Below are 23,036 nucleotides of genomic sequence, written 5' to 3' on the forward strand. Positions count from 1 at the left end.
GCATCTATTATATGTAGTTTTAAATACTACATACTAATATAACACACTTTATATAGTATTGAAAGAGATTTTTTTCAAAATCTCCGCAAAATCTCCGTTTTCTTATGCTTCAGTGAGCATAGTATCCCGCAATCAGATTTTCTTATCGTGTACGGATACCCGGCCGGATGCACCAGCCAGTGGCAAGGCGGGTCCGGATGCAGGCAGGGCGGTGTCTGCTGGTGAAAAGTCCGTTAAGTAAGCTGTAGAAGATATTAAAGAAAATGGAAGAAAAATAGAGGGCAGAATTTACTTCCGAAGTAAATTCTGTTGTCGCCTGAGGCGCAAAAACATCGGTTTTTGGGCTGAATGCGGCATGTACCTCTATTTTTCTTCCATTTTCTTTAACATCTTCTTAGCGAAACGCCTCCGACTTTAAGCCAGCAGACACCGCCCTGCCTGCATCCGGACCCGCCTTGACATTGGCGTCCCTCCTCTATCCCTCACTGAGTTTTATTTTTCTGGATATGCCGAGCGCAATTCCCATTTCTGTCATCAGGAACAAAATCGACGTTCCCCCGTAACTGATAAACGGCAGTGTGATTCCTGTTGTCGGGATCAGGTTGGTTACTACCGCGATATTTAAGATTACCTGCAGTGCAATATGTGCAAATATCCCAGTTGCAATCAGTGACCCGAACATGTCAGGCGCATTTCTTGCTATGAACATCAGGCGGTACAGAAGCAGCCCGAACAAAACAAGGATCACAATTGCACCGAATACCCCCAGTTCTTCACATACAATTGTCAGGATCATATCATTCTGTACTTCCGGTATAACTCCGAGTTTTTGTGTACTGTTTCCGAGCCCTTTTCCCCAGAAGCCCCCGGAGCCTATGGCATAGAGTCCCTGCATAACCTGGAAGCCGCCGCTGTCCGCGTGATTCTCCGGGTCCAGCCATGTGATAATCCTGCGGAGGCGGAAATTTTCACTTGTTGTAATCGTGGCCGCCATAATCGAAATCCCCACTACTGCCACAACCGCCACTGCACCGATGATTTTGATAAAGGGCTTTGTCTTCGGATGTGCCACAAAAAACAGGATACATGTGATTGCAAAAACGATAATCGCAGTACTCAGGTTCTCTGTCAAAAACATGACCCCGCCGGCAGCAATCAGGCCAAAGGCCATGATACGCACGAAACCGTCCCTTGTATTAATCTTCTTACCCATCCTGCACAGCTCGTAGGAAATAAACAGGATCACTGCGATTTTAGTAATCTCAGAAGGCTGCAGTGTCAGATTTCCCGGAAGCTGTATCCAGCGCCTGGCCCCGTAAACTTCAATTCCAAGCGGTGTTTTTACAAGAAGCATCATAACCATCGAAAACATATAGCATTCGAATGCAAATGCACCGTAAATATGATAATCGATTTTCGATACAACAATCATAACAACAAAGCTTAATATACCGATGACTCCCTGCTTTGTAAAATAATACATGTCGTTCTGGAAGTCTGACTGCGCGCTGTAAGCACTTGTACTGTACAACATCACCAGTCCGAAGCACATCAGGAATATGATCACAAGCAGTAAATCAAAGTCAAAATATGCCGTTCCCTTTTTTGCTCCCGCCTTTTTGCTTCTCCCCGCTGAAACGGGAGGTGGTACAGGAGGTACACCCCGTAACGGCTGTGTATTGTCCAGTCTTCTCTTTTGTACTTTCCCGGATACACTGCGTCCCGTTTCTGCGCTTCGTATCGGTCTTACCTTTTCGTTCCGGGAAACTGCCTTTTCCTGCCTGTTATTGCGGATTGGCCGTACTGTTCTGCTCTTCATAGTATCTCCCCTGTCTGAATAACATCCCGCTTATTACTGTTGTTTTGTAGCATATATTATCTGGCATTCATCGCCGGATGCACCGGTTTCCCATGTTCAAAGTACCTGTCATACCACACGAGGAAAATATATACGGTCCAGATCTTACGGCTGTTGTCCGTCTTTTCGTTCATATTCTTTCCATTTCTGTGGTCATCCAGCATCTTCACAAGCATATCGGTGTTAAAAAACTTCTTTGCCGCCCCAGACGTAAACATGTCCTTCACAATCGTGTAATACTTGTCTTCTTTCAGCCATACACGGATCGGTATTGGGAAGCCCAGCTTCTTTTTCTCGGCGGTCTTACTCCTGATTACCTTCTCTGCGGCCGCGCGAAGCGCAACCTTTGTCTTTGGGGCACGTACCTTGTAATTAAGAGGAAGTGTCTCCGCCAGCTCCAGTACCTTTTTATCGAGGAAAGGCACACGTACCTCCAGTGAATTTGCCATTCCCATCTTGTCCCCCTTCATCAGGATATCATGGACAAGCCAGAGGTGGAGATCCACATACTGCATTTTTGTAACCGGGTCTTTTCCCTTTACCCGTTCGTAAAGCGGATGAGTCACTTTCTGGATGCCCGGTTCACATCCCTTTTTCAGAATCCTGCTGGCCTCGCGCTCCGTAAAAATATTCGTCGCATTGGCAAAATACCGTTCTTCCAGTGTCTTTCCGTGGCGCATCAGGAAACCTCTTCCCTTAACCCCGCGGGGCAGACAATATTCTGCAAACTTGCCCAGCACCCTGCGAATGCAAAATGGAATCTTATTAAACCCGGTATGCTCCAAAGGTTCGCAATAAATATTGTATCCTCCGAACAGCTCATCCGAACCTTCGCCGGATAAAACAACCTTCACTTTTTTAGATGCCTCCCCGCTCAGGAAGTACAGCGCAATAGCCGCCGGGTCCGCAACAGGTTCGTCCATATAATACTGAATATCTGACAGCTTATCCCAGTACTCTTCCGGCGTAATGATCTTCGCGTCATTCTGCATATTGATGCTGGCTGCAAACTCCTTCGCATCCTGGATCTCGCTATATTTACCTTCATCAAATCCAACCGTAAACGTATGGTCCACCTGCCCTAAATAAGTCAGATAACTGGAGTCTACACCGCTTGACAGATATGAGGCGACCTCTACGTCACTGATCTTATGCATCTCAACAGATTCTTTCATTACCTTTTCCACATCTTCAACGACTTCCTCAAAAGATTTCTTACTGTCACCTGTAAAATGTGGTTCGAAATAACGGGTAATCTCCATCTCACCGTTCTCATATGTGAAATAATGTCCCGGCTGCAGGCAGAACACACCCTTAAAAAATGTTTCATTCGTCGGAACGAACTGGAAAGAAAGGTAATTTCCCAGTGCCGCCTCATTGAATACCTTGTCAAACTTCGGATGCTCCATGAATGATTTTATCTCGGAACCAAACATCAACGTGCCATTCATTTGTGCATAATATAAAGGCTTAATGCCAAAAATATCTCTGGCAGCAAACAACTTTTTCTTCTTTGTATCCCAGATTGCAAATGCATACATCCCGCGCAGACGGTCTACGAGGCTTTCCCCCCACTGTTCATATCCATGAAGCAGTGTCTCTGAATCTGTGTTGGAAACGAAAATATGCCCCGCATCCACCAGTTCCGCCCTCAGTTCCTGATAATTGTAAATTTCACCGTTAAAAATGAGCACCATGCTTCTGTCCTCATTATAAAGCGGCTGGTCTCCCACTGCCGATAGGTCAATGATGCTCAGACGCCTGAATCCCAGCGCCGCATCCTCGTCCACATACCTGCCCTCACTGTCCGGTCCCCGGTGGACAATCGTGTTCATCATATTGACCAGTACCTGTTCTCTATCCTCAACTTCGCCTACAAATCCTGCAAATCCACACATATATAAACATCTCCTTTATTCAAGTACGCCGGAACATGATTGTACATCAAACACGCCCCAGTACATAACTTGCCCCTTATTATAGCTTTTTTTACATAGAAAAACAACTTTTTTAAAAAAGGGGCTGTGAAACAAGAAAAGCAGTGCCTTATGTGCACTGCCTCTCTGCATCGGGGTGACAGGATTCGAACCTGCGACCTCACGGCCCCCAGCCGTGCGCTCTAACCAAACTGAGCCACACCCCGCCTTTGCTTTTACTATTATATAAAACTTTTGCCCAAATGTAAAGTGGAACCTTTTCTTTTTTCTCCCATATTATATTAGTGTAAACATTAATGGAAGGAGTTAACGCAAAAATGGCGAATTGTCAAAACAATATGCGTTACGGCAGACAGATGAACTTCAATAACGGCTGCAATGCCACGCCTGCCGGAAACAGCAATAACAGCGGATGCCGCAATATGCCTATAAATAATAACACCGAATGCCGCAATATGCCGTCTCGCGGCAGTCAGACCGGCTGTCCTGCACCAATGCCAAAAGCAGACTGCCAGCACCGCACCCCGGAACCATGCGGATGCCCGAAACCGCAGCCACGTAATAATGACTGTATGTCAAAACCCAGAAACACTATGGAGGCCCGTATCCCGGAATGCCAGATGCCGAAGCGCCGCACTCCCGAACCGTGCCAGTGCCGCTATGACGCCCTTGAAGATTTTCCGCTGGCTATGGCTTACGTACCGTGGCAGAGATGGCAGAATATTTTTGAACCATGTAAAGCATTACAGTGCGGTACGATTTTCGAAGAACTCAGGAAACCATTCCGTGGGAAAGGAGGCTGTAACCGATGAGTGAACGTCCATGTAAAAAAGATCTTCTGAATAAAATAAATGTTGTCAGCTTTGCTGTCGATGACGTAAAACTGTTTCTGGATACCCATCCATGTGATGAAGACGCGCTTGCTTTCTTCCGTGAGTACAGCCGCATGAGAAATGAAGCCTTAAAAGAATATGCTGCATACTACGGCCCTCTTACTATTGACACCACTGTCTATTCCTGTGCTGACAGGTGGGACTGGGTCAATGAGCCGTGGCCGTGGCAGGAAGGAGGATGCTGATATATGTGGGATTATGAAAAAAGACTGCAGTATCCTGTAAAGATTACCCAGACCAACCCAAAACTCGCCCAGATTATCATTTCACAGTTTGGAGGACCTGACGGCGAGCTGGCAGCATCTATGAGATATCTTTCCCAGAGATATACGATGCCTTACAGTGAAGTGACCGGAATCCTCACAGACATTGGAACCGAAGAACTGGCTCACATGGAAATGGTTTGCGCCATTGTACACCAGCTCACAAGAAATCTGACTCCAGAGGAAATTGAAAAATCCGGTTTCGGGACTTATTATGTAGACCATACGCTCGCTCTCTGGCCGCAGGCCGCAAGCGGTGCTCCGTGGACGGCAACTTATTTCCAGTCCAAGGGTGATCCGATCACGGACCTGCATGAGGATATGGCCGCTGAACAGAAAGCACGAACTACCTACGATAATATCCTGAGACTGGTAAAGGACCCTGAAGTATGTGACCCGATCCGTTTCCTGAGGGAACGTGAAATCGTTCATTATCAGAGATTTGGGGAAAGCCTCCGCATCGTACAGGATCATCTGGACAGCAGGAACTTCTATGCAATCAACCCAGAATTCGATACAAATCAGGACTGTGGGTGTAAATAGCAAAAATCAGGCAAAGCTGCTGCAAAGAAAGGAAAGCCGGTCCTCAGCGGATCGGCTTTCTTTCCTTTTTCAATTATTATATTATCCGGCACTGCTCAAATTATTCGGACTTTGCCCCTAATGTTATTTCATAGTTTTTCGCCGTGTACTCACCATTATTGTCAGGTGTCTGGACGGTTACCTGAACCTTCTCACCTTTGGCATAGTACTTGAGCTCTTTCTGTAATGTTTCCATATTGTCAATTGTCGTACCGTTTAATTCTGTAATAACCCCGCCTTTGCTCAGTCCGGCTGCCTTTGCTCCGCCTCCGTCTGTAACGTCTGTAATATATACTCCGAGAGGCATACTGAACCTCTGGGCATATTCTGATGTTACATCAAAACCGGTGATGCCTAAGTACCCTCTCTCAGACTCGGATACTTTTGCTTTTGTCTGCTGGTTCATCAGGTTTGTTATAATATCGGATACATCACTAATCGGGATTGCATATCCTACACCTTCCACGGAACTGCCTACCAGTTTGGAGGAGTTGATTCCGATTACCTCTCCGCTAGCATTGACAAGTGCTCCGCCGCTGTTGCCCGGATTGATTGCCGCATCTGTCTGGATCAGGCTGACGTCATTTACCGTTGTCTGGCCTGTTGCCTGATCTGTTGTTGTACTCTCACGGTCTGTCGCGCTGATAACACCTGTTGTAACAGACTGGCCATAGCCTAATGCATTACCGATAGCAATTGCAGGCTCTCCTACTTTCAGCTTTGTGGAATCGCCCAGTGTTGCAACTGCAATAGCATCCATTGTATCATCTGAAATCGTATTAAGCGGCACTGCAATTACTGCCAGGTCATGTGATGCATCTGTTCCTTTGATGTTCGCCTCAAGACTTGTGTTGTCGTTAAAGGTAACTGTCAGAGTCTCACTGTTCTCTACTACATGGTTATTTGTTACGATGAGCAGTTCTGAATCATTCTGTGAAATGATGATTCCGGTTCCTGCACTTTCACTCTGCTGCTGCGAAACACCGCCGAAGAAATCCTGTACCTGCTGGACACTCATATTCGTAATGGATACAATAGACGGCATTACATTTTCTACGATTCCTGATACATCGGATGTAACAACATTTGATGTCTTTGTCAGTGAACTACTGTTCACTGGTGCCGTGCTCTTAGCTGTTGACTTCGTCTCATTCAGGCCGAGAAGCCTGCTGCCGACAATGCTTGATGTTAAAAATGTTGCGCTTGATACAACTCCAAAGAGCAGCGCAAATCCTGTTACTGCGACAGCTTTCGGCATTTTCTTTTTTTGTTTTGGACCTTTGTTATTTGGTTCGTTAAAATTCTGCTGGCTATTATACTGAGCACTTCCCTGCTGTCCTTCGGGATTGTAATAATTATATTGATTTTCCATACAAATTCCTTCTTTCTCTTGTATTTTATATTGATATAATAGCCGCTCTTTGTGATAGAATTGTGTTCATTTATTTAACAAACTTTGAAACTGTCATTTTTCTATTCAACTGTAACAGATTTCGCGAGATTTCTCGGTTTATCTACATCACATCCTCTGCCCACAGAGATATAGTAGCCAAACAGCTGCAATGGGATAATTGCCAGCGAATTAGTAAAGTATTTATTCGTTTCTGGTATGTAAATGACGTAATCTGCCGCTCTTTCCACTTCATCGTTGCCTTCATTCGTAACCGCCAGTACGAATGCACCTCTGGTGCGCACTTCCACCATATTGCTGATCATCTTCTTATAGAGGTCCTCCTGTGTCAGCACGGCTGCAACCAGAGTCCCCTCTTCAATCAGAGAAATGGTTCCATGTTTCAATTCACCTGCCGCATATGCCTCAGAATGGATATAAGAAATCTCTTTCAATTTAAGTGAACCTTCCATCGAGATTGCATAATCAATTCCACGACCAATGAAAAATACGTCTCTCGCCGCCAGATATCTGTTTGCAAACTTCTGGATTCTGTTTTTATTGTTCAGCAGCATTTCCACCTGGTCCGGAAGGCGTTTTAAATCTTCAATATATTCCTTCATCTGGCTGTCAGTGATCTGACCGCGCACTCCGGCAAATTTCATCGCAAGAAGGTACATGGCGATCAGCTGGCTGGAGTAAGCTTTTGTCGTAGCAACGGCAATTTCCGGACCGGCCCATGTATACATAACATTGTCCGCTTCTCTCGCAATAGAACTTCCCACTACATTGACGATCCCAAGGACTTTTGCCCCTCTTGCCTTAGACTCCCGGAGTGCTGCAAGGGAATCCGCAGTCTCTCCGGACTGGCTGATAATCACGACAAGTGTCCCGTCTTCAATAATCGGGTCACGGTACCTGTACTCCGAAGCCACGTCCACCTCTACCGGAATTCTTGCCATCCCCTCGAATACATACTTGCTTGTTACACCCGCATGGTATGCAGAACCGCAGGCTACAATCATAATCTTACGGATGTCCCTGATTTCCTCATCTGTCATATTCAGTTCTTCAATCACGATGTCATGATCTTTTATGCGGGGCGAAAATGTGTCTGTCAGGGCTTTCGGCTGCTCATACATTTCCTTTAGCATGAAATGTTCATATCCGCCCTTTTCTGCCGCATCAACATCCCAGTCAATATGTACTGCACTCTTTTCAATCGGCTCCTCGTCTACATTGAAAAACTCCATAGAATCCTTTGTCATTCTGACAATTTCTTCATTTTCTATAAAGTAGACATCCCTTGTATATTTTAAAACAGCCGGTACATCGGACGCAATGATACAGCCCCCGTCAGACTCACCTACGATCAGCGGACTGTCCTTGCGGACTGCATACAGCTCATCCGGGTGATCCTTGAACATGATCCCAAGGGCATAAGAACCTTCCATACGATGCATGATCTTTGTGATCGTCTGAAGCGGATTCCCGTGGTAATAGTAATCCAGCAGATGTGCGATCACTTCCGTATCCGTATCTGATATAAACTCATACCCTTTTCCTGTCAGCTTCTTCTTAAGCTTCAGATAATTCTCTATGATTCCATTGTGTACGACAACAATCGTTTCATTTTTATTAAAATGAGGATGTGCATTGATATCCGACGGCTCTCCGTGAGTTGCCCATCTTGTATGTCCTATCCCGACCGTACCGGGCATCGTCTCTCCGTCATGGGTCAGTTCGCTTAGTACCTTCAATCTTCCTTTGGATTTCTTCATCCCGATTTCTTCACCGTTGTATACAGCAATTCCCGCTGAATCATACCCCCGGTATTCCAGTTTTGACAAACCATCTAAGAGAATCGGAGCTGCCTGCTTCTCACCAACGTATCCAACTATTCCGCACATATCGTACTCCCTTCTTACAGTAAAATATCAAGTTAAAAAATTACATTACAGCGTGTATTGTAACAAATATTTAACAATTTGTAAATTCCCATTTTCAAACCACACATAAACAAAGAAAACCAGGAATTTTTCGGAACGCTGTTATCTGTCCAGAAAATTTCCCGGTTTCTTTATATCATTTTATCTCTCATACGCTTATAAGAACACTTTATCCCGATTCTAAAGATCAATAAAATCTACTGAAAAATCGTCATCATCACCTTTTTTTGATTTTCTTGACGGTTTTGCCTCATAATCATCTTCGTCATCATAGAACTCATCATCGTCATATTCCTCGAAGCCGTCGTCATACTCATCTTCGTATTCGTCATCATATTCCTCGAAGTCATCGTCTTCCTCATAGTCACTGTCTTCTTCGTAATCTTCAAAGTCGTCCTCTTCTTCATTGTCAAAACCAATGAACTGGTCTCTGGACTTATTCTTGACACGGGGCATATTATCATCCTCGTCATCTCCCAGTCCATACTCATCATACAGTTCATCCAGTTCCTGATTCCTGTGAGAAAGTTTTACCGCAACCACAATGATGATGATTAACAGAAGAAGGATCAGCCCCCACACTGCACACATGACAATCGTCAGATGTTTTTCTATAAAATTCACGATCTTATCCGTCAGTGTATTAGATGAACTTTCCTGCTTCTCTGCCGCCGGGACTGTGTACCTCTGATATGTCTTTTCAGTTTCATCATACTGATAATACCCCTGTGTTCCTTCACTGCTCAGGGCATAAACAAGATAATATGCTTCATCTGTTGAATTATGCCATGCAGTGAACACCTTGCCGCCTATATCTGTTGTTGTCTCCTGATAAATAGAAGGCAGTCCCTCTTTATCCTTGTGGTTCATCAGAAAAATGGAGATATCTGAATTAACATCAATCACTTCTGTCTGTGTAAATGAACCGTCATCTGTACTGTATAGAAAATAATCGGAATTTCCTTCGCTGTCCTCCAGATAATAAATATACTGTCCGCTTACTTCCTGATACATAGCTTTTGTTTTTGTTCCGTTAAGCTCTGTATCTACCGCAGTAAATCCCTTCGGAACCGCTGCTTCTGAAAAATTTGCATTAACAGTGTAGGATTTCCCGTCAACATCTACCTGAAGGCTTCCTGACGCCGCTTTTTCCTTATTTGAGTCCTGACCACCATCTTCTACCGGAGTTCCGCCTTCAATCGTAACCGTAGAATCACCTGTGTCCAGATTCAGTGCCTCATCATTGTAAAGGTATGCCGTATAATCTGATGCCTGAAGTTTGGTCGTACCTTCCTTTAAAGCAGTAAATTCCATTGAGAAAGCAGCCTCTGAAGTATTACCGTCACCCTTGAATGAAAGCTTTACCGTTCCATCCCCGCCTGTCGCATTCGTACCACTTTCGAACCTAAGGACTGACGCATCATATGTTACCGTAACATCAATATCCCCGAGTGCACTTCCGCCAGCATTTACCTTGGATGTAACAGTTACTTTATCCCCTGCTGCCCCGGACGGATCTGAAAACTGAAGTGTACCTTCCGCGGCAAATGCCTGCATGGTGAAACATGATACCGTCAGACATACTGCTAATAATAGGGCCCCTGCTTTTTTTATTATTTTCTCCATCTGTTCCTACCTCTTTTACTTGTCTTATTATTCTGTTGCCGTATTCTGGTCAGCAGTGCCTCCGGTATCTGCCGGACCACTTCCTCCGGTATCCGCCCCGCCGGTATCTCCTGCATTACCACCGTCTGCTGCTCCATTCTCACCACCGGTGGACGGATCTGTGTTCCCTGTATCTGTAGTATCTGCTGGCGGCGTATATCCGTTGTCTGTCCCTGTCCCGGGATCTGCATAGTAATAATTCTCTTCCGGCGTCTCATAAACAGACGGGTCTTCTGTCGTATAACTTCCAGATGCGAATGCCTGTATGGAACTGCTGAGTGATGTCACCGTCGATGATGGACTGTACCCGTCACTGCCAAAGAAAAACTGGTGCAGCTGCTTCACATTATCTTCCAGATCGTCAGCGATAACAGAACTTCCCACACCTGTCAGCGTCGATGTCGATTTATCGAACGGGAAACCGCTCATCTCTGTTAGTTTATAGTCAAACGCATCCTTCGCATAAGCCAGGATCTCAGTCAGTGTAAAATTAGTAGCTACCTTTGGAAATACTTTATCTATAATACGGTTAATCGTTGACAAGTCTGCTTTCTGTGCCTTTATCACTATCTGCTCCAAAACATTGCGCTGGCGCTCGGCACGCTTAAAATCGTCTCCTGTCGTATAACGGATCCTGCAGTAAGAAGTCGCCTGAACACCATCCAGCACCTGTTTACCGGGTTTTGTCAGGTCTGTCGTTGTCTTCCCTGTAACTCTGGAAGTCTCTGTGCAATATCCATTGGTCCAGAATACTTCCTCATCCGTCAAATCGAGTTCGACCCCGCCAAGCTCATCTATCACATCTACCAGCACATTAAAATTGACTGTAACATAGTGCTTGATATCCATGTCCAGATTCTTGTTCAGCATTGCCACCGCTCCCTCTGCGTCATCCGTCGCATAGGCCGTATTTGCCTTATTATATGAACCATCCGGCTGTTCCAGGACGGTATCCCTGAATACGGAGCAGAGCTTGACTTCTTTTGTCTCCCTGTTCAGGCTGGCAATAATGATAGTATCACTCCGTTCTCCTGCCCCCAGTGTTCCGTCTCTTGAATCCAACCCAAAAAGTGCAACATTTAAATATCCGGTTTCATTATGCTCAACTTCTGTTGAAATATTCAGTTTCGATGTATCTAACTGCGTTGTCTCTATCTTATTCAGCTTCGATGCCGCAAAAGCCACTCCTGCTGTCATAAGCAGTACCAATACCCCGCCTGCTATCGCCAGGACTTTTTTCCACATGGCCCATGCCATAAATCCACGGCGTGATCTTCTTCTGCGCTTTTCATATCTTCTTTTCGCCATTGTAAACCCTTCCTGATAAATTATTTACTCACGATTACACTTTATCATACAATAAATTTGCATAAACTTCAATCACATTTTTGTGATTCTTTCTTCACATCTATCCAATATTTAGGATTTGAAGAGCATCTTAGTACAAGGTTTTGTGGCAATTTTTTGTAATTCTTTCCAAGAAGAAAACCCAGATATTTGAAAGCACTCTTAATTATAAGCTTCACAATAAGCCACGGTTTCCCGATTCTAACCAGATAAGACGCAGACATACTGACCAGCTTTATCCCTTCACTTTCTGATCTTACCCTTTGAAATACATCCGGATAATCAGCCTGGGAGACGGCCAGGTCAAAATTCCGCTTCATTTGTTGTATACACGTATAATTATGAGAATGTATTACTTCCGCTTCTGCAACATAAGCACATCTGTATCCCAGCTTCAGCATACGCGCTGCCATGATCATATCTTCATTAAAGATTGCCTTCTTCACAAAACCGCCCGCTTCCTCATAATAGGCTCTCCTATATGCGGCACAGACATTTGAACAGAAGTACGCTTTTATTCCCATTTTTTCAATAGAACTGCTGTCTTTTATAAAACTTTTGACCGGATAATTAAAGCTTCTTGTATAACGTTCGATCACATCGCATTTATCATCCGGCAGCTGTCTCGCATAGGCACATCCAATGGTTTCATCATCGAATACTGCAATGAGGTTTTCAATCAGCTTATTATCTTTCGGTACTGCATCCTGTGTCATGCAGACAACAATCTCTGCGTCCGACATACCAACAGCCATGTTTCTGGTGGCGCCGTGGTCAAACTCCCGGCTGCTTATTTCCCTGACAAGAATCTTTGAATCGAGTCCCACTGTCTCCCACGGGAACGGGCCCGCCTTCGTGTTGATCACTATAATCTTCTGAATCGGATAAGACTGTCTTAACAGCCGCTGAATCAGCAGGTCGAACTTTCCACCCGGCTTATATGCAGGGATTATAATATCTACTGTTTTTAATTTCATATTTTCTTCTGTTACCATTGAGCATCCCCATCTGTATAGGTACTGTCCTGATAATTTTCTTCTGAGCCATCGTCTGAATATCCATTATCAACATAGCCGCTGTCATCCGTATAACTGCCGTCATCTACGGGAGTCTCATAATCACTGCCGCTGATTCCCGAGAGGTAGGCAACATCGTTATCGATTTCCTTTACTTTATTGGAAACCTGGTAATCCTTTTCGCCGAATAAGAACTCGTGCAGTTGTTTGACATTGTCAGCCGCACCAATCGCAACAACAAATGACCCTTCCAGTCCGATCACTGAATCAGGTGTAGCAACATCAAACGGATATCCGCTCATCTCCCCGATCTGATACTGGACTGCACTGGCCGCCATGCCAAGAAGGTCATTGGCTGACAGATTCGTCGATACCTGTGGGAATATCTGATCAATAATCTTATTTAGTGTAGATATATTTGCCGTCTTGGCTTTATTAGCTACCTGTTCCAGAACCAGACGCTGTCGTTCCGTACGCTTGAAATCACTGCCTTCTGTTTTACGGATTCGGGCATAGGCAACAGCCTGTATGCCATCCAGTGTCTGCTTTCCGGGCTTTGTCAGTTCTGTTGTTTCCCTTCCAACCACTCTTGAGGTCTCTGTACAATATCCATTCGTCCAAAACACCTCTTCGTCTGTCAATTCCAGTTCTATGCCTCCGAGCAGATCAATCACATCAGCCAAAGCATTAAAATTAACACTCATATATTTCTTTATATCCAGATCAAAATTACGGTTCAGAAGTGAAATTGCCTCTTCAGGCCCTCCATAAGAATAAGCCGCATTTGCCTTGTCATAAGTCCCATCAGCCTGCTGCGTCAGCGTATCCCTGTACACAGAAACAACTTTTACCTCTTTTGTCTTGTTATTGATACTGGCGATCATAATTGCATCGCTGCGCACACCCCCGTCCAGCTCTCCTTCTCTGGAATCGAGGCCGAAAAGAGCAATATTGGTAAATTCACCTGTATCTTGATATATCTCCAGGTTATCCTCATTAATTGTCTTATAATCCAGTTTGTCCAGTTTTGACATAGCATATGCCGCCGCGCCCAAAACCCCGAGCAGAATGATTTCCACCACCAGAAGTACAATTCTTCTTCTGAGTTTCTTCTTATGTAACAAAGCACGCTGCTGCTTTGTCATTTTCACTTTGGATTTCTTTCTTGCCATATTATATCCCCTTATTTACTCGCTCTTAATAAGCATTCTTATTCACAAATCCTTTGAATATTGTCAGGAATAAGATTTTAAAATCAAAACCAATCGTCCAGTTCTCAATATAGTATAGGTCATACTCGATACGCTTCTTTATAGAAGTGTCCCCACGATATCCGTTCACCTGTGCCCATCCGGTTAAGCCGGGACGCACCTGATGCTTTACCATATATCTCGGGATCTCTTCTTTAAATTTCTCAACAAACAAAGGCCTCTCCGGTCTGGGACCGACAAGGCTCATGTCGCCTGTTAATACGTTCCACAATTGGGGAAGTTCATCTATACTCGTCTTTCTGATAAACCTGCCAATTCTTGTAACCCTCGGATCATCTTTTGTCGTCCATTTATTTTTTTCCTTATCAGCGTCCTGTACAACCATTGAGCGGAATTTGTACATTGAGAATGGCCTGTTCTGAAGCCCCACTCTCTCCTGCTTGAAGATAAGCGGTCCCGGAGATGTCACTTTTATCGCTGCTGCCGTGAACAGCATGACCGGTGAAAATAAGATCAGTGCACACACAGCCCCGCAGATATCCATTGCTCTTTTCAGGACTTTATTAACCGTACTGTTTAACGGGACATGCCTGATATTAATAACAGGAAGTCCCAGTAAATCTTCTGTATAAGGTTTCGTCGGAATAATGTTATTATAGTCAGGAATAAACTTTGTATGCACACCGGACTTTTCACACATATTCACGATATACTCCAATTTATGGTACTCATCTAACCCCAGAGTGATAGCTATCTCATCTACTCTGTTCTGAGGAAGTATAATAAGAAGGTTATCAATGCTCCCAATTACTTTCACACCCTTGTACTCCATCCCTCTGGGCTGATGGTCGTCAAGGATTCCTCTTACAGAATATCCCCATTCCGGATTAGCCGCAATGCGGTCAATATACTGCTCCGCTGCACGGCTGTATCCTACCAGAATCATGTGTTTCTGGTTGTACCCGTTGCGCCTGATTTTACGTAAGAAGTAACGGATCAGATTCCGGGCCAGAACTTCCAGAAATACGTTCACAACGAAGAACACAAAAATCATCAGTCTTGAAAAGTTAGGCTCATTCGTCACATATAAAATTAAAATGAAACTCATCAGGCCGATGACATTGGCCTGTGTTATATGCCACGCTTCCAGCCGTCTCCCCTGCACCCGTTTGGGGGTATACAGCAAAAATACTGCATACAGCACCAAATATCCCGGTACAATATAAATAAGTGCCTGCATATATACTTCCAGAGGGAGATACCATGCATCCAATTCAAAGAACCCGCTCCTGAACCGTAAGTACCATGCAATCACATACGAAATCATTACAATAAAACCGTCTACAATGACCTGTATCCGGTTAAAATACTTCTGATTATCCTTAATCAACAAATTCACCCGCTTTTCTAACGTCTATATTTGTTTTTTATATTGTCGTCATTCATCTAACATATTTATTATATCCTGCATTATCTGTTATATGATACAATACTTTTTTCAAAAGGACAAGCAAAATCTACCAGACGCTTAACATTCTCTTAATATTTTCGTAATATAGGAACACAATATACGGCAGGAACCGTGCTCCCTGTTCACCTTCATTTTCTCTCCACCTGATTAATTGTATACCACTTTTCACTCGGTTCAGAAAAGAATACAATGATGGACTCTTCTGTCTCTGTAATGCTTCCCTCCTGCGGCCAGATATTCATCCTGCTTTTTAGTTCCAAGGCTGACTGAATGACAGATGGTTCCGGTGCTGTTACGCGGTAGCCTTCTGTCTTCATAAAATTGCACATCCTTGCAATATTGCCGTCATCCCATGCAAATACAGAACTTCCAACGGTATCCGAAACAGGCAGGCCCACTTCATCCATATCTTCCATTCCTAAAAAGACAACGGGTTTGCTGTGATAATCATATCCAAGTTTTTTGATATCATACATAACCTGATTTGCTACGGTTCTGTCATGTTCATATGCGACATTTGCAGAATAAAACAGCATATTCATATTCTTTGCATTTAAAAACAGCAGGTACGCCGCGGCTGCAATACCGGCCTTTTTTAAGTTTTCCCGCTTTATACATATAAGCATCATATATAATTCTGCTGCCCCTGCAAGGGACAGTCCCAGAAGTACACGGCCGTGGGTCTTATAAGTTCCTAATGCCAGAAACAATGCGAACGGGGCTGCTGTAAGGACAAAAGCATAGAATAGAACTCCTGCCTTTCTTGCAGTGCCCTTTTCTTTTACCAGTTGACATATAACGAAGATAAGGAAGGCAAGTGTGACAATTCTGATCACTTCACCTCCATATATCGTTTCCCCGGCAACCGGCACTGCAAATGATACTCTTGCAATATTGGCAACAGCCATAAACAGAGCCTTTAATATCCCGCCTTCCTCAAACCAGCCGACATAGTTATCCGTCAGATAACTGGAGGTCCCGACAGCTTTCATTAATATGATATGTACACCATAGTAAATCCCTATCCCAAGAAGGCAGAGCAACGCCCAGGAGCAGATACGGTATACCAGATGGTCTTCCTTCTCCAGATATGCCTTGAAACAATATACGGCCACTGCCGTGATATAGACACAGATATATGCCTGATATACGGCAAACGCATAGACTAAAAACAAAAGCGCAGCCACCCACACCCTTTTTCCCCCGCCTTGCGCTGCCCGGACACTATATAGAAATGCAGCAGCCACACTCAGCATCCCCAGCGCGATCTGGAAGCTGAACATGGAAAACGAGAACATCTCCCCCAGTACAAACGGCAGTGAACACAAATATGCCTGAAAGAAAAACAACGGGACTTTCTTCACCTTGTCTCCAAACAGAGTATAGCTGAACAGAACCCCCGCCGCATTCCATGACAGGATAGCCAGTATGTCCCACATAACCGGGGCATAACGCCCCTGGTCCATAGAAAGGAAATTAAAAATATCAATACCCCACCGTCCCTGGACTAGCCACATGGCAAACGGCTTTTCAATCTGGATCCATGTTTCCTCATCAATCGAGATCCCCGGTTTAACCAGCATGTAACAAAAACAAAGCAGCGAAAACAGACATGCTGATAAAAATACTTTTTTATAATTTTTTATGTACTCTTTTATATTCATCTTTTTCTCCTGCGTTTCCTTAAGAACTTGGTGCATTATACCATATTGGGCACCGCAATTCAAGATAACCCCGAGTCTGTAATTGCATACCACCCCGTTCTCTGATATAATAAGCAGATATTATAGAAACCGAGGATATACACTCATGGAAGTTACTATCGTTATTCCGAATTATAATGGAAAGCATTTTATGAAGCCTTGTCTGGATTCTTTAGCCTGCCAGACATTCACTGATTTTAAGGTTTTGGTTGTTGATAACGCCTCTACTGACGGCAGTCATGACTATATGAAAGAACATTATCCGGATATAGAGGTCATAGCCCTGGACAAAAATTACGGGTTCAGCAGGGCTGTCAATGAAGGAATCCGCCATGCGGACACCCCATATGTCATCCTGCTGAATAATGACACCACTGTCGATGCCCATTACGTAGGGGAATTGGTGAGGGCCATCCGGCGCTCACCCCGCATCTTTTCGGTCAGCAGTAAGATGGTACAGATGTACCACCCGGATCTGATCGACAGCGCCGGGGACCTGTATACCCTGATCGGCTGGGGAATCTGCCGGGGGAGCGGGCGCCCGGTCACAAACTACAAGGAACCGTCCGTAATCTTTACCGCCTGCGCCGGTGCTGCCATCTACAGGAGGTCCGTATTTGATAAGATCGGCTATTTTGACGAAAACCACTTCGCCTATCTGGAAGATATCGATATCGGCTACCGTGCCAGGATTTACGGCTACCGTAATATTTATTCCCCGACAGCACTTGTTTATCATGTTGGAAGCGGGACAAGCGGCTCCAAGTATAATTCCTTCAAAGTAAAATTATCCGCCCGCAACAGTGTCTGGCTGAATTACAAAAATATGCCGTTTTTACAGCTGTTGCTTAACATTCTGCCTCTGGCGGCCGGTTATTGTATCAAATACCTCTTTTTCTTAAAGACAGGGTTTGGGAAAGATTACCGGGAAGGAATTTCAGAAGGTCTTCAGACATTAAAAAAGCAGAAAAAGGTTCCTTTCCGTTTTCTGCATCTGCCGAACTACTTTATGATAGAACTGGAATTGATCATAAATACATTCTCCTATGCCAGAGACTGGTTTACGCGAAAGCTTTTCAGGAAATAAGAAGGACAGGATGACTCGCTATCGGAGTCATCCTGTCCTTCTTTTCAATTCTACCGCATATGCACGTTAATGCTAAAATCGTTCTTATCCAATGTCAGGTTCGGACTATAGTATGGATCTCCTTTTTCCAGAAAGTCGGCCCATCTTTTCGAAAACAGTTCGATCTCTGAGTTAAATCTCCTCACTTTTTCATCCGTATCCTCATATCCTCTGGACTTGGATTCATAATGCTTTAATTCTGCATAAGGAGTATAGACGATCAGATATCCAGCCTTTCGTATCTTCAGGCAAAAATCAACGTCATTAAATGCTACAGCAAATTTCTCATCAAAACCGCCAACTTCTTCAAATACCTTCCGTTTCACCAACATACAGGCAGCTGTTACAGCGCTGTAATCCTGTGCAGTCACGATTCTTCTGAAATATCCCGGATCATCCTGATCATATCCGACAAATGCGTGACCGGCAATACCACCAAGCCCTACTATGACACCTGCATGCTGTATGGTATTGTCCTCGTAGTACAGCCTTGCTCCCACTGCCCCGACATCCTCACGCATACAATATCCCATCATTTCTTCTATACAATCTTCCACCAGAATCTCCGTATCATTATTTAAGAAAAGGATATAGTCACCGTTTGCATGTTCTACGCCAAAGTTATTGATCAGCGGATAGTTAAAACCTTCTTTATCCCATTTAACGACCTTTGCCTTCGGGTACTTACTTTCCAGTTTCTCGTAATATACAAATGTCTCTGGATCCGTGCTGTTGTTTTCAACAATAATGTACTCAATATTCGTATATTTGTTTTTTTCTTCCAATGAACGAATACATTTGTCCAGATCCTCCGTATGATCTTTATTAGGTATCACTACGGAAACAAGGGGGGAGTCTTTCAAAATATACCTGGTGCGGTACAGCCCGTCATATGGCGTCATCTTCACTTCTGTCTGTATTCCGGTTCTGTCATAATGAGCCTGAATCGCCTTCGCTCCGGCTCTGAATGCATACTTCTTACTTTCCGGATTCTCGGCCGTTGAATTCTTATGCGCGCGCCAGTGATATAAGATCTTTGGTATATGCCGGATGTTGTCTGTCTGCTCTACACAACGTAATACAAAATCATAATCCTGTGCCCCGTCAAACTCATGATTCAGCATACCTGCCTTCTCATATATCTCCCGTTTTACTATAAACAGATGGCAAATATAATTTGCACTCCTAAGCATGTCGATATTGAAGTCTGTCTTAAAATGTGGCATGAAATGTTCTTTTCCCTTCATGTCCACTTTGTCTTCGTCTGTATATAGAATTTCTATATTTTGATCCTTATTCAATTCAGATACACATTCATACAGTGCATTTGGGGCCAGCAGGTCATCATGATCCGCAAATGCAATATAGTCACCTGTGGAAATCTCCAGTGCTGCATTTGTATTATCTGAAATATGAAGGGATTTGTTATGATAAACCACCTTAATTCGCTTATCCTCTTTTTCATAAGTCTTCAGTAAATTCTTAATTGGTGAATCACTCCCGCTGCCGTCTGAAAGACATAATTCCCAATTGGAATATGTCTGCTCTTTTACAGATTCTATCATCTCTTTGAGATAGTTTTCAGGTGTCTTGTATAATGGGACAACAATAGAAATCTTTGGCATATAGGAGAATTTTTTTCTCCTCTGCTCTGCTAGAGCCGCTTTTGAAGGAGTCTGTGCCTTATACCATTCTCTGTAACTGATATTATCACGCTTTGTAATCTTCCCAAGAATCTTCTTAATTGTAGACCCTGCCCCATATTGATGGTAATAGCCTTTTGCCTTTTCAAATCCCTTCTTAAGCCCGGCCCCCTTTTTCTCTAAGGCTGACATACGCAGTGGCATAACATAATCTGTCTTCTTTGAGTCTGACTGAAGATGTACTCTTACTTTCTTGGGCACTTCACCTTTATAAGATGCAGTAAATCCTACGACATCTTCCTCTTCAACTTCTGGATAGAGCCGAAGTACATCACTGCGTCTTTTAGAAACCATTGTAACTGGATATTGCTTCCCATCCATGTCATAAAAACCAATCTTTACATGATCCGTGTCAATGTACCAGCCAGAAATGCTAAACCCACTTTCTGTAACGATTCCTTTGTCAATGTACTTCGGGAGCTTTCCTTCAATCCTCTTCAGCCGATCAATTGTGAGCATACAGGAAACATCTCTTTTGGTGCCATAGTCATTAATAACCCGCAATTTTTTCGCTGCTTTCCAGTCCTTTGGAAGATCCACCCAAAGATAATACTGCTTCGTTATGAGCTTTCCATCTTTGCTGCGCAGTTCGCTCATAAACATATCCCTTTCTTCTATATCAACCCGCAGCCTTTTTTTATCCAACAGTACATATAATTTATTATCATTCTTCAGATTATTCCAGAACCACCCCATAATCAGTAGTTTATTTTTATGTTTCGCATGAAATCTACATGCAGTGACTGCAAATCTGTTCTTCATTTTTACTCCTTACTTAAATAATTTATACAGTACCTTTATAAATCCAGTGACAAATGCTACAAATCCCAACAATACAATAAATGTCTCCAGATCAAATCTATGACTTAACGTTCTAGCCACCAAAGTCCCCTGACTCTTTTGATCCTTTATGAACAAAGTATCCTGCCTGTTTTCTGCCGGGTCCACATAAAAACTAATTCCATTGTTTTCATCGGTACCGGTTGCTTTCAGAATAATCGTATATTCTCTTCCCTTTGTACCGCTTATACGTTGAAATTTATACTTATTGAACTTATTGTTTTTTATTTCCGTTCCCTGTATTGTACCACCTATAATCTCATTCGTCCCATTATCCTGCACAGCATATTCCAAAGCAACATTTTCCGCGCTGCCAACGATGGTCGATTTCAGATTGATACCATCCAGTATTTCTTCTTCACACACAAATGTCTGGGTGATGAGATCTCCCTCCAGCAGTACCCCTGTACTTACATAATCCTCAGATGGAGTATCCGTGTCATACAAATACCTGTTCTTATCAATATGTGCGTATAAAAAAACCACTATTGTAATTACGACAAATAAAACGGCCATTTTTATCTTTTTCTTCATTTTACGTGTTCCTTTACTTATGATTCCGCATAAATTTTACAGATTTCCTCAGCATCCCCAAACATTTTCAAATGACCTTTTTCAAGCCATACTATCCTGTTGCATATACTCAGCACCTGTTCCAGACTATGAGATACAAATAAAATCGTAGTGCCGTGATCCCGCATCTTTTGAATGCGGTCCGCACATTTTTCCTGAAAACGGAAATCACCAACTGATAATACCTCATCCACAATCAGGATATCCGGTGTCCCGATGGTTGCTATTGCAAATGCAAGCCTGGATACCATACCAGATGAGAAATTCTTAACGGGAACATCCATAAATTCAGCAAGCTCAGAAAATGCTACAATATCACCATACTGCTCTTCCATCTGAGAACGTCTGTATCCAAGAAGCGCACCATTCAGGAATACATTTTCTCTCGCTGTTAAATCCATATCAAATCCGGCACCAAGTTCAATCAATGGAGCAATATTCCCATTCACTGACACTTTCCCCTCCGTAGGCTTGAGAACACCGGCGATTGTCTTGAGCATTGTACTCTTCCCACTACCATTCAAACCAATCAGGCCGAGAGACTCTCCTTTCTTTACTTCAAAAGAAACGTCCTTCAGAGCCCAGAACTCATCGTAACTAACCTGTCTTTTAATACTCTTAATCACATATTCTTTGAAACTGTCAAATTTTTCTGAAGACAGATTGAATTTCATAGATACATGTTCGGCTTTTACAATTGTATCATTTTCCATATCACAGCTCCTATAAATTTAAAATAAACTCATCCTGATTCTTATAAAACACATAAACGCCCAGTAAAAGCGCTGCTGCTACTTCTGCCAGTCCAATCAAAAATGATGACAGAGACGGCAGTGTATTTCCCATCATAAGATCACGGAACATAATCAGATAGTTGGTCAGCGGATTGATCATTACAATGATTTTGATTTTCTCCGGCAAGATGGACATCGGATAGATGACAGGTGTCAGGTACATTAGGCCAGTTGTAAATACAGAATACAGATGTATAATGTCCCTGAACTTAACAGTTAACGCCGCCAGTATCAGTCCAACCCCCAGTGAAAAACCTACCACCATCATAAGAGGTATGACAGATAAAAATGCAGTATAATGCAGTTCTGCACGTGTTGCCACCATAACAAGTAAAAGAGCCGTGAACGATGCCAACAGATTTATAAAACTAGATACAACTCTTGATAATACAAACAAATATTTCGGGACATACACTTTCTTAATCAGCGATGCACTGCTGATGATTGATGACATCGAACTGGTTGTCGAATCATTAAAGAAGTTAAAAATAACCTGTCCGCTCAATACATACAATGGAAAATTTTCCACATCAAACTTAAAAATATTCGAAAAAACGATAGACAGAATGATCATCATACACAGTGGATTCAATAAAGTCCACAATACCCCAAGTACGGACCGCCTGTACTTTATCTTTATATCTCTCGCCACCAGCTCTGACAGCAATGGCTGAAATTTCAAAAAATTCTTAATATAACCTGACACAATAATCCT

At 43.4% G+C, this 23,036-nt stretch carries 18 protein-coding genes and 1 tRNA gene; 4 read left to right on the forward strand and 15 right to left on the reverse strand.

Features of this window, described 5'->3' with window-relative positions:
• Positions 1-475: 475 nt before the first annotated feature.
• The 3 genes from A8806_RS01645 to A8806_RS01655 all read right to left on the reverse strand — a co-directional run bounded on the left by A8806_RS01645 (position 476) and on the right by A8806_RS01655 (position 4,001).
• The gene (locus tag A8806_RS01645) at positions 476-1,819 is read right to left on the reverse strand and encodes an FtsW/RodA/SpoVE family cell cycle protein (protein WP_109729413.1); all 1,344 of its coding nucleotides are present in this window, start codon (positions 1,817-1,819) and stop codon (positions 476-478) included.
• A gap of 56 nt (positions 1,820-1,875) precedes the next feature.
• Complete coding sequence (gene asnB, locus A8806_RS01650; protein ID WP_109729414.1) at positions 1,876-3,756, reverse strand: asparagine synthase (glutamine-hydrolyzing); 1,881 nt, start codon at positions 3,754-3,756, stop codon at positions 1,876-1,878.
• 170 nt (positions 3,757-3,926) lie between these two features.
• Positions 3,927-4,001, reverse strand: a tRNA-Pro gene (locus A8806_RS01655).
• Positions 4,002-4,112: 111 nt separating this feature from the next.
• On the opposite strand from A8806_RS01655, the gene A8806_RS26820 reads away from it, so the two are divergent.
• From A8806_RS26820 to A8806_RS01670, 3 genes are read left to right on the forward strand one after another with little or no spacing between them, the layout of a single operon-like run.
• A complete protein-coding gene (locus A8806_RS26820; RefSeq protein ID WP_330405222.1) occupies positions 4,113-4,607 on the forward strand; it encodes a spore coat associated protein CotJA in 495 nt (164 codons plus the stop codon).
• Positions 4,604-4,873 carry a spore coat protein CotJB gene (locus tag A8806_RS01665; protein ID WP_109729415.1) on the forward strand — a complete coding sequence of 90 codons (270 nt, stop codon included), beginning with the start codon at positions 4,604-4,606 and terminating at the stop codon, positions 4,871-4,873. The genes A8806_RS26820 and A8806_RS01665 overlap by 4 nt, the downstream gene beginning before the upstream one ends.
• Positions 4,874-4,876: 3 nt before the next feature.
• Positions 4,877-5,494: a manganese catalase family protein gene (locus tag A8806_RS01670; protein ID WP_109729416.1), complete on the forward strand. Its 618-nt coding sequence runs from the start codon at positions 4,877-4,879 to the stop codon at positions 5,492-5,494.
• Between the two features lie 100 nt (positions 5,495-5,594).
• Here the strand turns inward: A8806_RS01670 and A8806_RS01675 are convergent, their stop codons facing one another.
• From A8806_RS01675 to A8806_RS01710, 8 genes are all read right to left on the reverse strand, one after another.
• A complete protein-coding gene (locus A8806_RS01675; RefSeq protein WP_109729417.1) occupies positions 5,595-6,905 on the reverse strand; it encodes a S1C family serine protease in 1,311 nt (436 codons plus the stop codon).
• A gap of 101 nt (positions 6,906-7,006) precedes the next feature.
• A complete protein-coding gene (gene glmS / locus A8806_RS01680; protein ID WP_109729418.1) occupies positions 7,007-8,833 on the reverse strand; it encodes a glutamine--fructose-6-phosphate transaminase (isomerizing) in 1,827 nt (608 codons plus the stop codon).
• Between the two features lie 219 nt (positions 8,834-9,052).
• Positions 9,053-10,498, reverse strand: a complete 1,446-nt coding sequence (locus tag A8806_RS01685) for a cohesin domain-containing protein (RefSeq protein WP_109729419.1) — start codon at positions 10,496-10,498, stop codon at positions 9,053-9,055.
• Positions 10,499-10,525: 27 nt separating this feature from the next.
• Entirely contained in the window at positions 10,526-11,845 is a 1,320-nt protein-coding gene (locus A8806_RS01690) for an LCP family protein (protein WP_109729420.1), read from the reverse strand.
• A gap of 68 nt (positions 11,846-11,913) precedes the next feature.
• A complete protein-coding gene (locus tag A8806_RS01695; protein WP_109729838.1) occupies positions 11,914-12,861 on the reverse strand; it encodes a glycosyltransferase family 2 protein in 948 nt (315 codons plus the stop codon).
• Positions 12,862-12,872: 11 nt separating this feature from the next.
• A complete protein-coding gene (locus tag A8806_RS01700) occupies positions 12,873-14,072 on the reverse strand; it encodes an LCP family protein (protein WP_109729421.1) in 1,200 nt (399 codons plus the stop codon).
• Between the two features lie 25 nt (positions 14,073-14,097).
• Positions 14,098-15,501 (reverse strand): undecaprenyl-phosphate glucose phosphotransferase, encoded by a 1,404-nt coding sequence (locus A8806_RS01705; protein ID WP_109729422.1) that lies wholly within the window; start codon positions 15,499-15,501, stop codon positions 14,098-14,100.
• Positions 15,502-15,710: 209 nt separating this feature from the next.
• On the reverse strand, positions 15,711-17,246 hold the full coding sequence (locus A8806_RS01710; protein ID WP_181368544.1) for a glucosyltransferase domain-containing protein: 1,536 nt from the start codon (positions 17,244-17,246) through the stop codon (positions 15,711-15,713).
• A 145-nt stretch (positions 17,247-17,391) separates the two neighbouring features.
• Here A8806_RS01710 and A8806_RS01715 point away from each other — a divergent pair, with 145 nt between their 5' ends.
• Positions 17,392-18,372 (forward strand): glycosyltransferase family 2 protein, encoded by a 981-nt coding sequence (locus A8806_RS01715; RefSeq protein ID WP_109729424.1) that lies wholly within the window; start codon positions 17,392-17,394, stop codon positions 18,370-18,372.
• Between the two features lie 50 nt (positions 18,373-18,422).
• Here A8806_RS01715 and A8806_RS01720 read toward each other — a convergent pair whose 3' ends face one another.
• Genes A8806_RS01720 through A8806_RS01735 form a run of 4 tightly spaced genes read right to left on the reverse strand, consistent with a single transcriptional unit; the run spans position 18,423 to position 23,027 of the window.
• Complete coding sequence (locus tag A8806_RS01720; protein WP_109729425.1) at positions 18,423-20,876, reverse strand: glycosyltransferase family 2 protein; 2,454 nt, start codon at positions 20,874-20,876, stop codon at positions 18,423-18,425.
• A 9-nt stretch (positions 20,877-20,885) separates the two neighbouring features.
• The gene (locus A8806_RS01725) at positions 20,886-21,488 is read right to left on the reverse strand and encodes a hypothetical protein (protein ID WP_109729426.1); all 603 of its coding nucleotides are present in this window, start codon (positions 21,486-21,488) and stop codon (positions 20,886-20,888) included.
• A 17-nt stretch (positions 21,489-21,505) separates the two neighbouring features.
• Positions 21,506-22,240, reverse strand: a complete 735-nt coding sequence (locus tag A8806_RS01730; protein ID WP_109729427.1) for an ABC transporter ATP-binding protein — start codon at positions 22,238-22,240, stop codon at positions 21,506-21,508.
• Between the two features lie 10 nt (positions 22,241-22,250).
• A complete protein-coding gene (locus A8806_RS01735) occupies positions 22,251-23,027 on the reverse strand; it encodes an ABC transporter permease (protein WP_109729428.1) in 777 nt (258 codons plus the stop codon).
• Positions 23,028-23,036 lie beyond the last annotated feature (9 nt).

The organism is Faecalicatena orotica (genome assembly GCF_003149245.1).
In the GTDB taxonomy this organism is placed as follows: Bacteria; Bacillota; Clostridia; order Lachnospirales; family Lachnospiraceae; genus Faecalicatena_A; species Faecalicatena_A orotica.

Excerpts from the sequence above, each read along its gene's own strand:
- A8806_RS01690 (WP_109729420.1), bottom strand. The coding sequence starts at position 11,845 with ATGGCGAAAAGAAGATATGAAAAGCGCAGAAGAAGATCACGCCGTGGA.
- A8806_RS01730 (WP_109729427.1), bottom strand. The coding sequence starts at position 22,240 with ATGGAAAATGATACAATTGTAAAAGCCGAACATGTATCTATGAAATTC.
- A8806_RS01720 (WP_109729425.1), bottom strand. The coding sequence starts at position 20,876 with ATGAAGAACAGATTTGCAGTCACTGCATGTAGATTTCATGCGAAACAT.
- A8806_RS01665 (WP_109729415.1), top strand. The coding sequence starts at position 4,604 with ATGAGTGAACGTCCATGTAAAAAAGATCTTCTGAATAAAATAAATGTT.
- A8806_RS01645 (WP_109729413.1), bottom strand. The coding sequence starts at position 1,819 with ATGAAGAGCAGAACAGTACGGCCAATCCGCAATAACAGGCAGGAAAAG.
- A8806_RS01670 (WP_109729416.1), top strand. The coding sequence starts at position 4,877 with ATGTGGGATTATGAAAAAAGACTGCAGTATCCTGTAAAGATTACCCAG.
- A8806_RS01725 (WP_109729426.1), bottom strand. The coding sequence starts at position 21,488 with ATGAAGAAAAAGATAAAAATGGCCGTTTTATTTGTCGTAATTACAATA.
- A8806_RS01710 (WP_181368544.1), bottom strand. The coding sequence starts at position 17,246 with ATGAATATAAAAGAGTACATAAAAAATTATAAAAAAGTATTTTTATCA.
- A8806_RS26820 (WP_330405222.1), top strand. The coding sequence starts at position 4,113 with ATGGCGAATTGTCAAAACAATATGCGTTACGGCAGACAGATGAACTTC.
- A8806_RS01700 (WP_109729421.1), bottom strand. The coding sequence starts at position 14,072 with ATGGCAAGAAAGAAATCCAAAGTGAAAATGACAAAGCAGCAGCGTGCT.
- glmS (WP_109729418.1), bottom strand. The coding sequence starts at position 8,833 with ATGTGCGGAATAGTTGGATACGTTGGTGAGAAGCAGGCAGCTCCGATT.
- A8806_RS01675 (WP_109729417.1), bottom strand. The coding sequence starts at position 6,905 with ATGGAAAATCAATATAATTATTACAATCCCGAAGGACAGCAGGGAAGT.
- A8806_RS01695 (WP_109729838.1), bottom strand. The coding sequence starts at position 12,861 with ATGAAATTAAAAACAGTAGATATTATAATCCCTGCATATAAGCCGGGT.
- A8806_RS01715 (WP_109729424.1), top strand. The coding sequence starts at position 17,392 with ATGGAAGTTACTATCGTTATTCCGAATTATAATGGAAAGCATTTTATG.
- A8806_RS01685 (WP_109729419.1), bottom strand. The coding sequence starts at position 10,498 with ATGGAGAAAATAATAAAAAAAGCAGGGGCCCTATTATTAGCAGTATGT.
- asnB (WP_109729414.1), bottom strand. The coding sequence starts at position 3,756 with ATGTGTGGATTTGCAGGATTTGTAGGCGAAGTTGAGGATAGAGAACAG.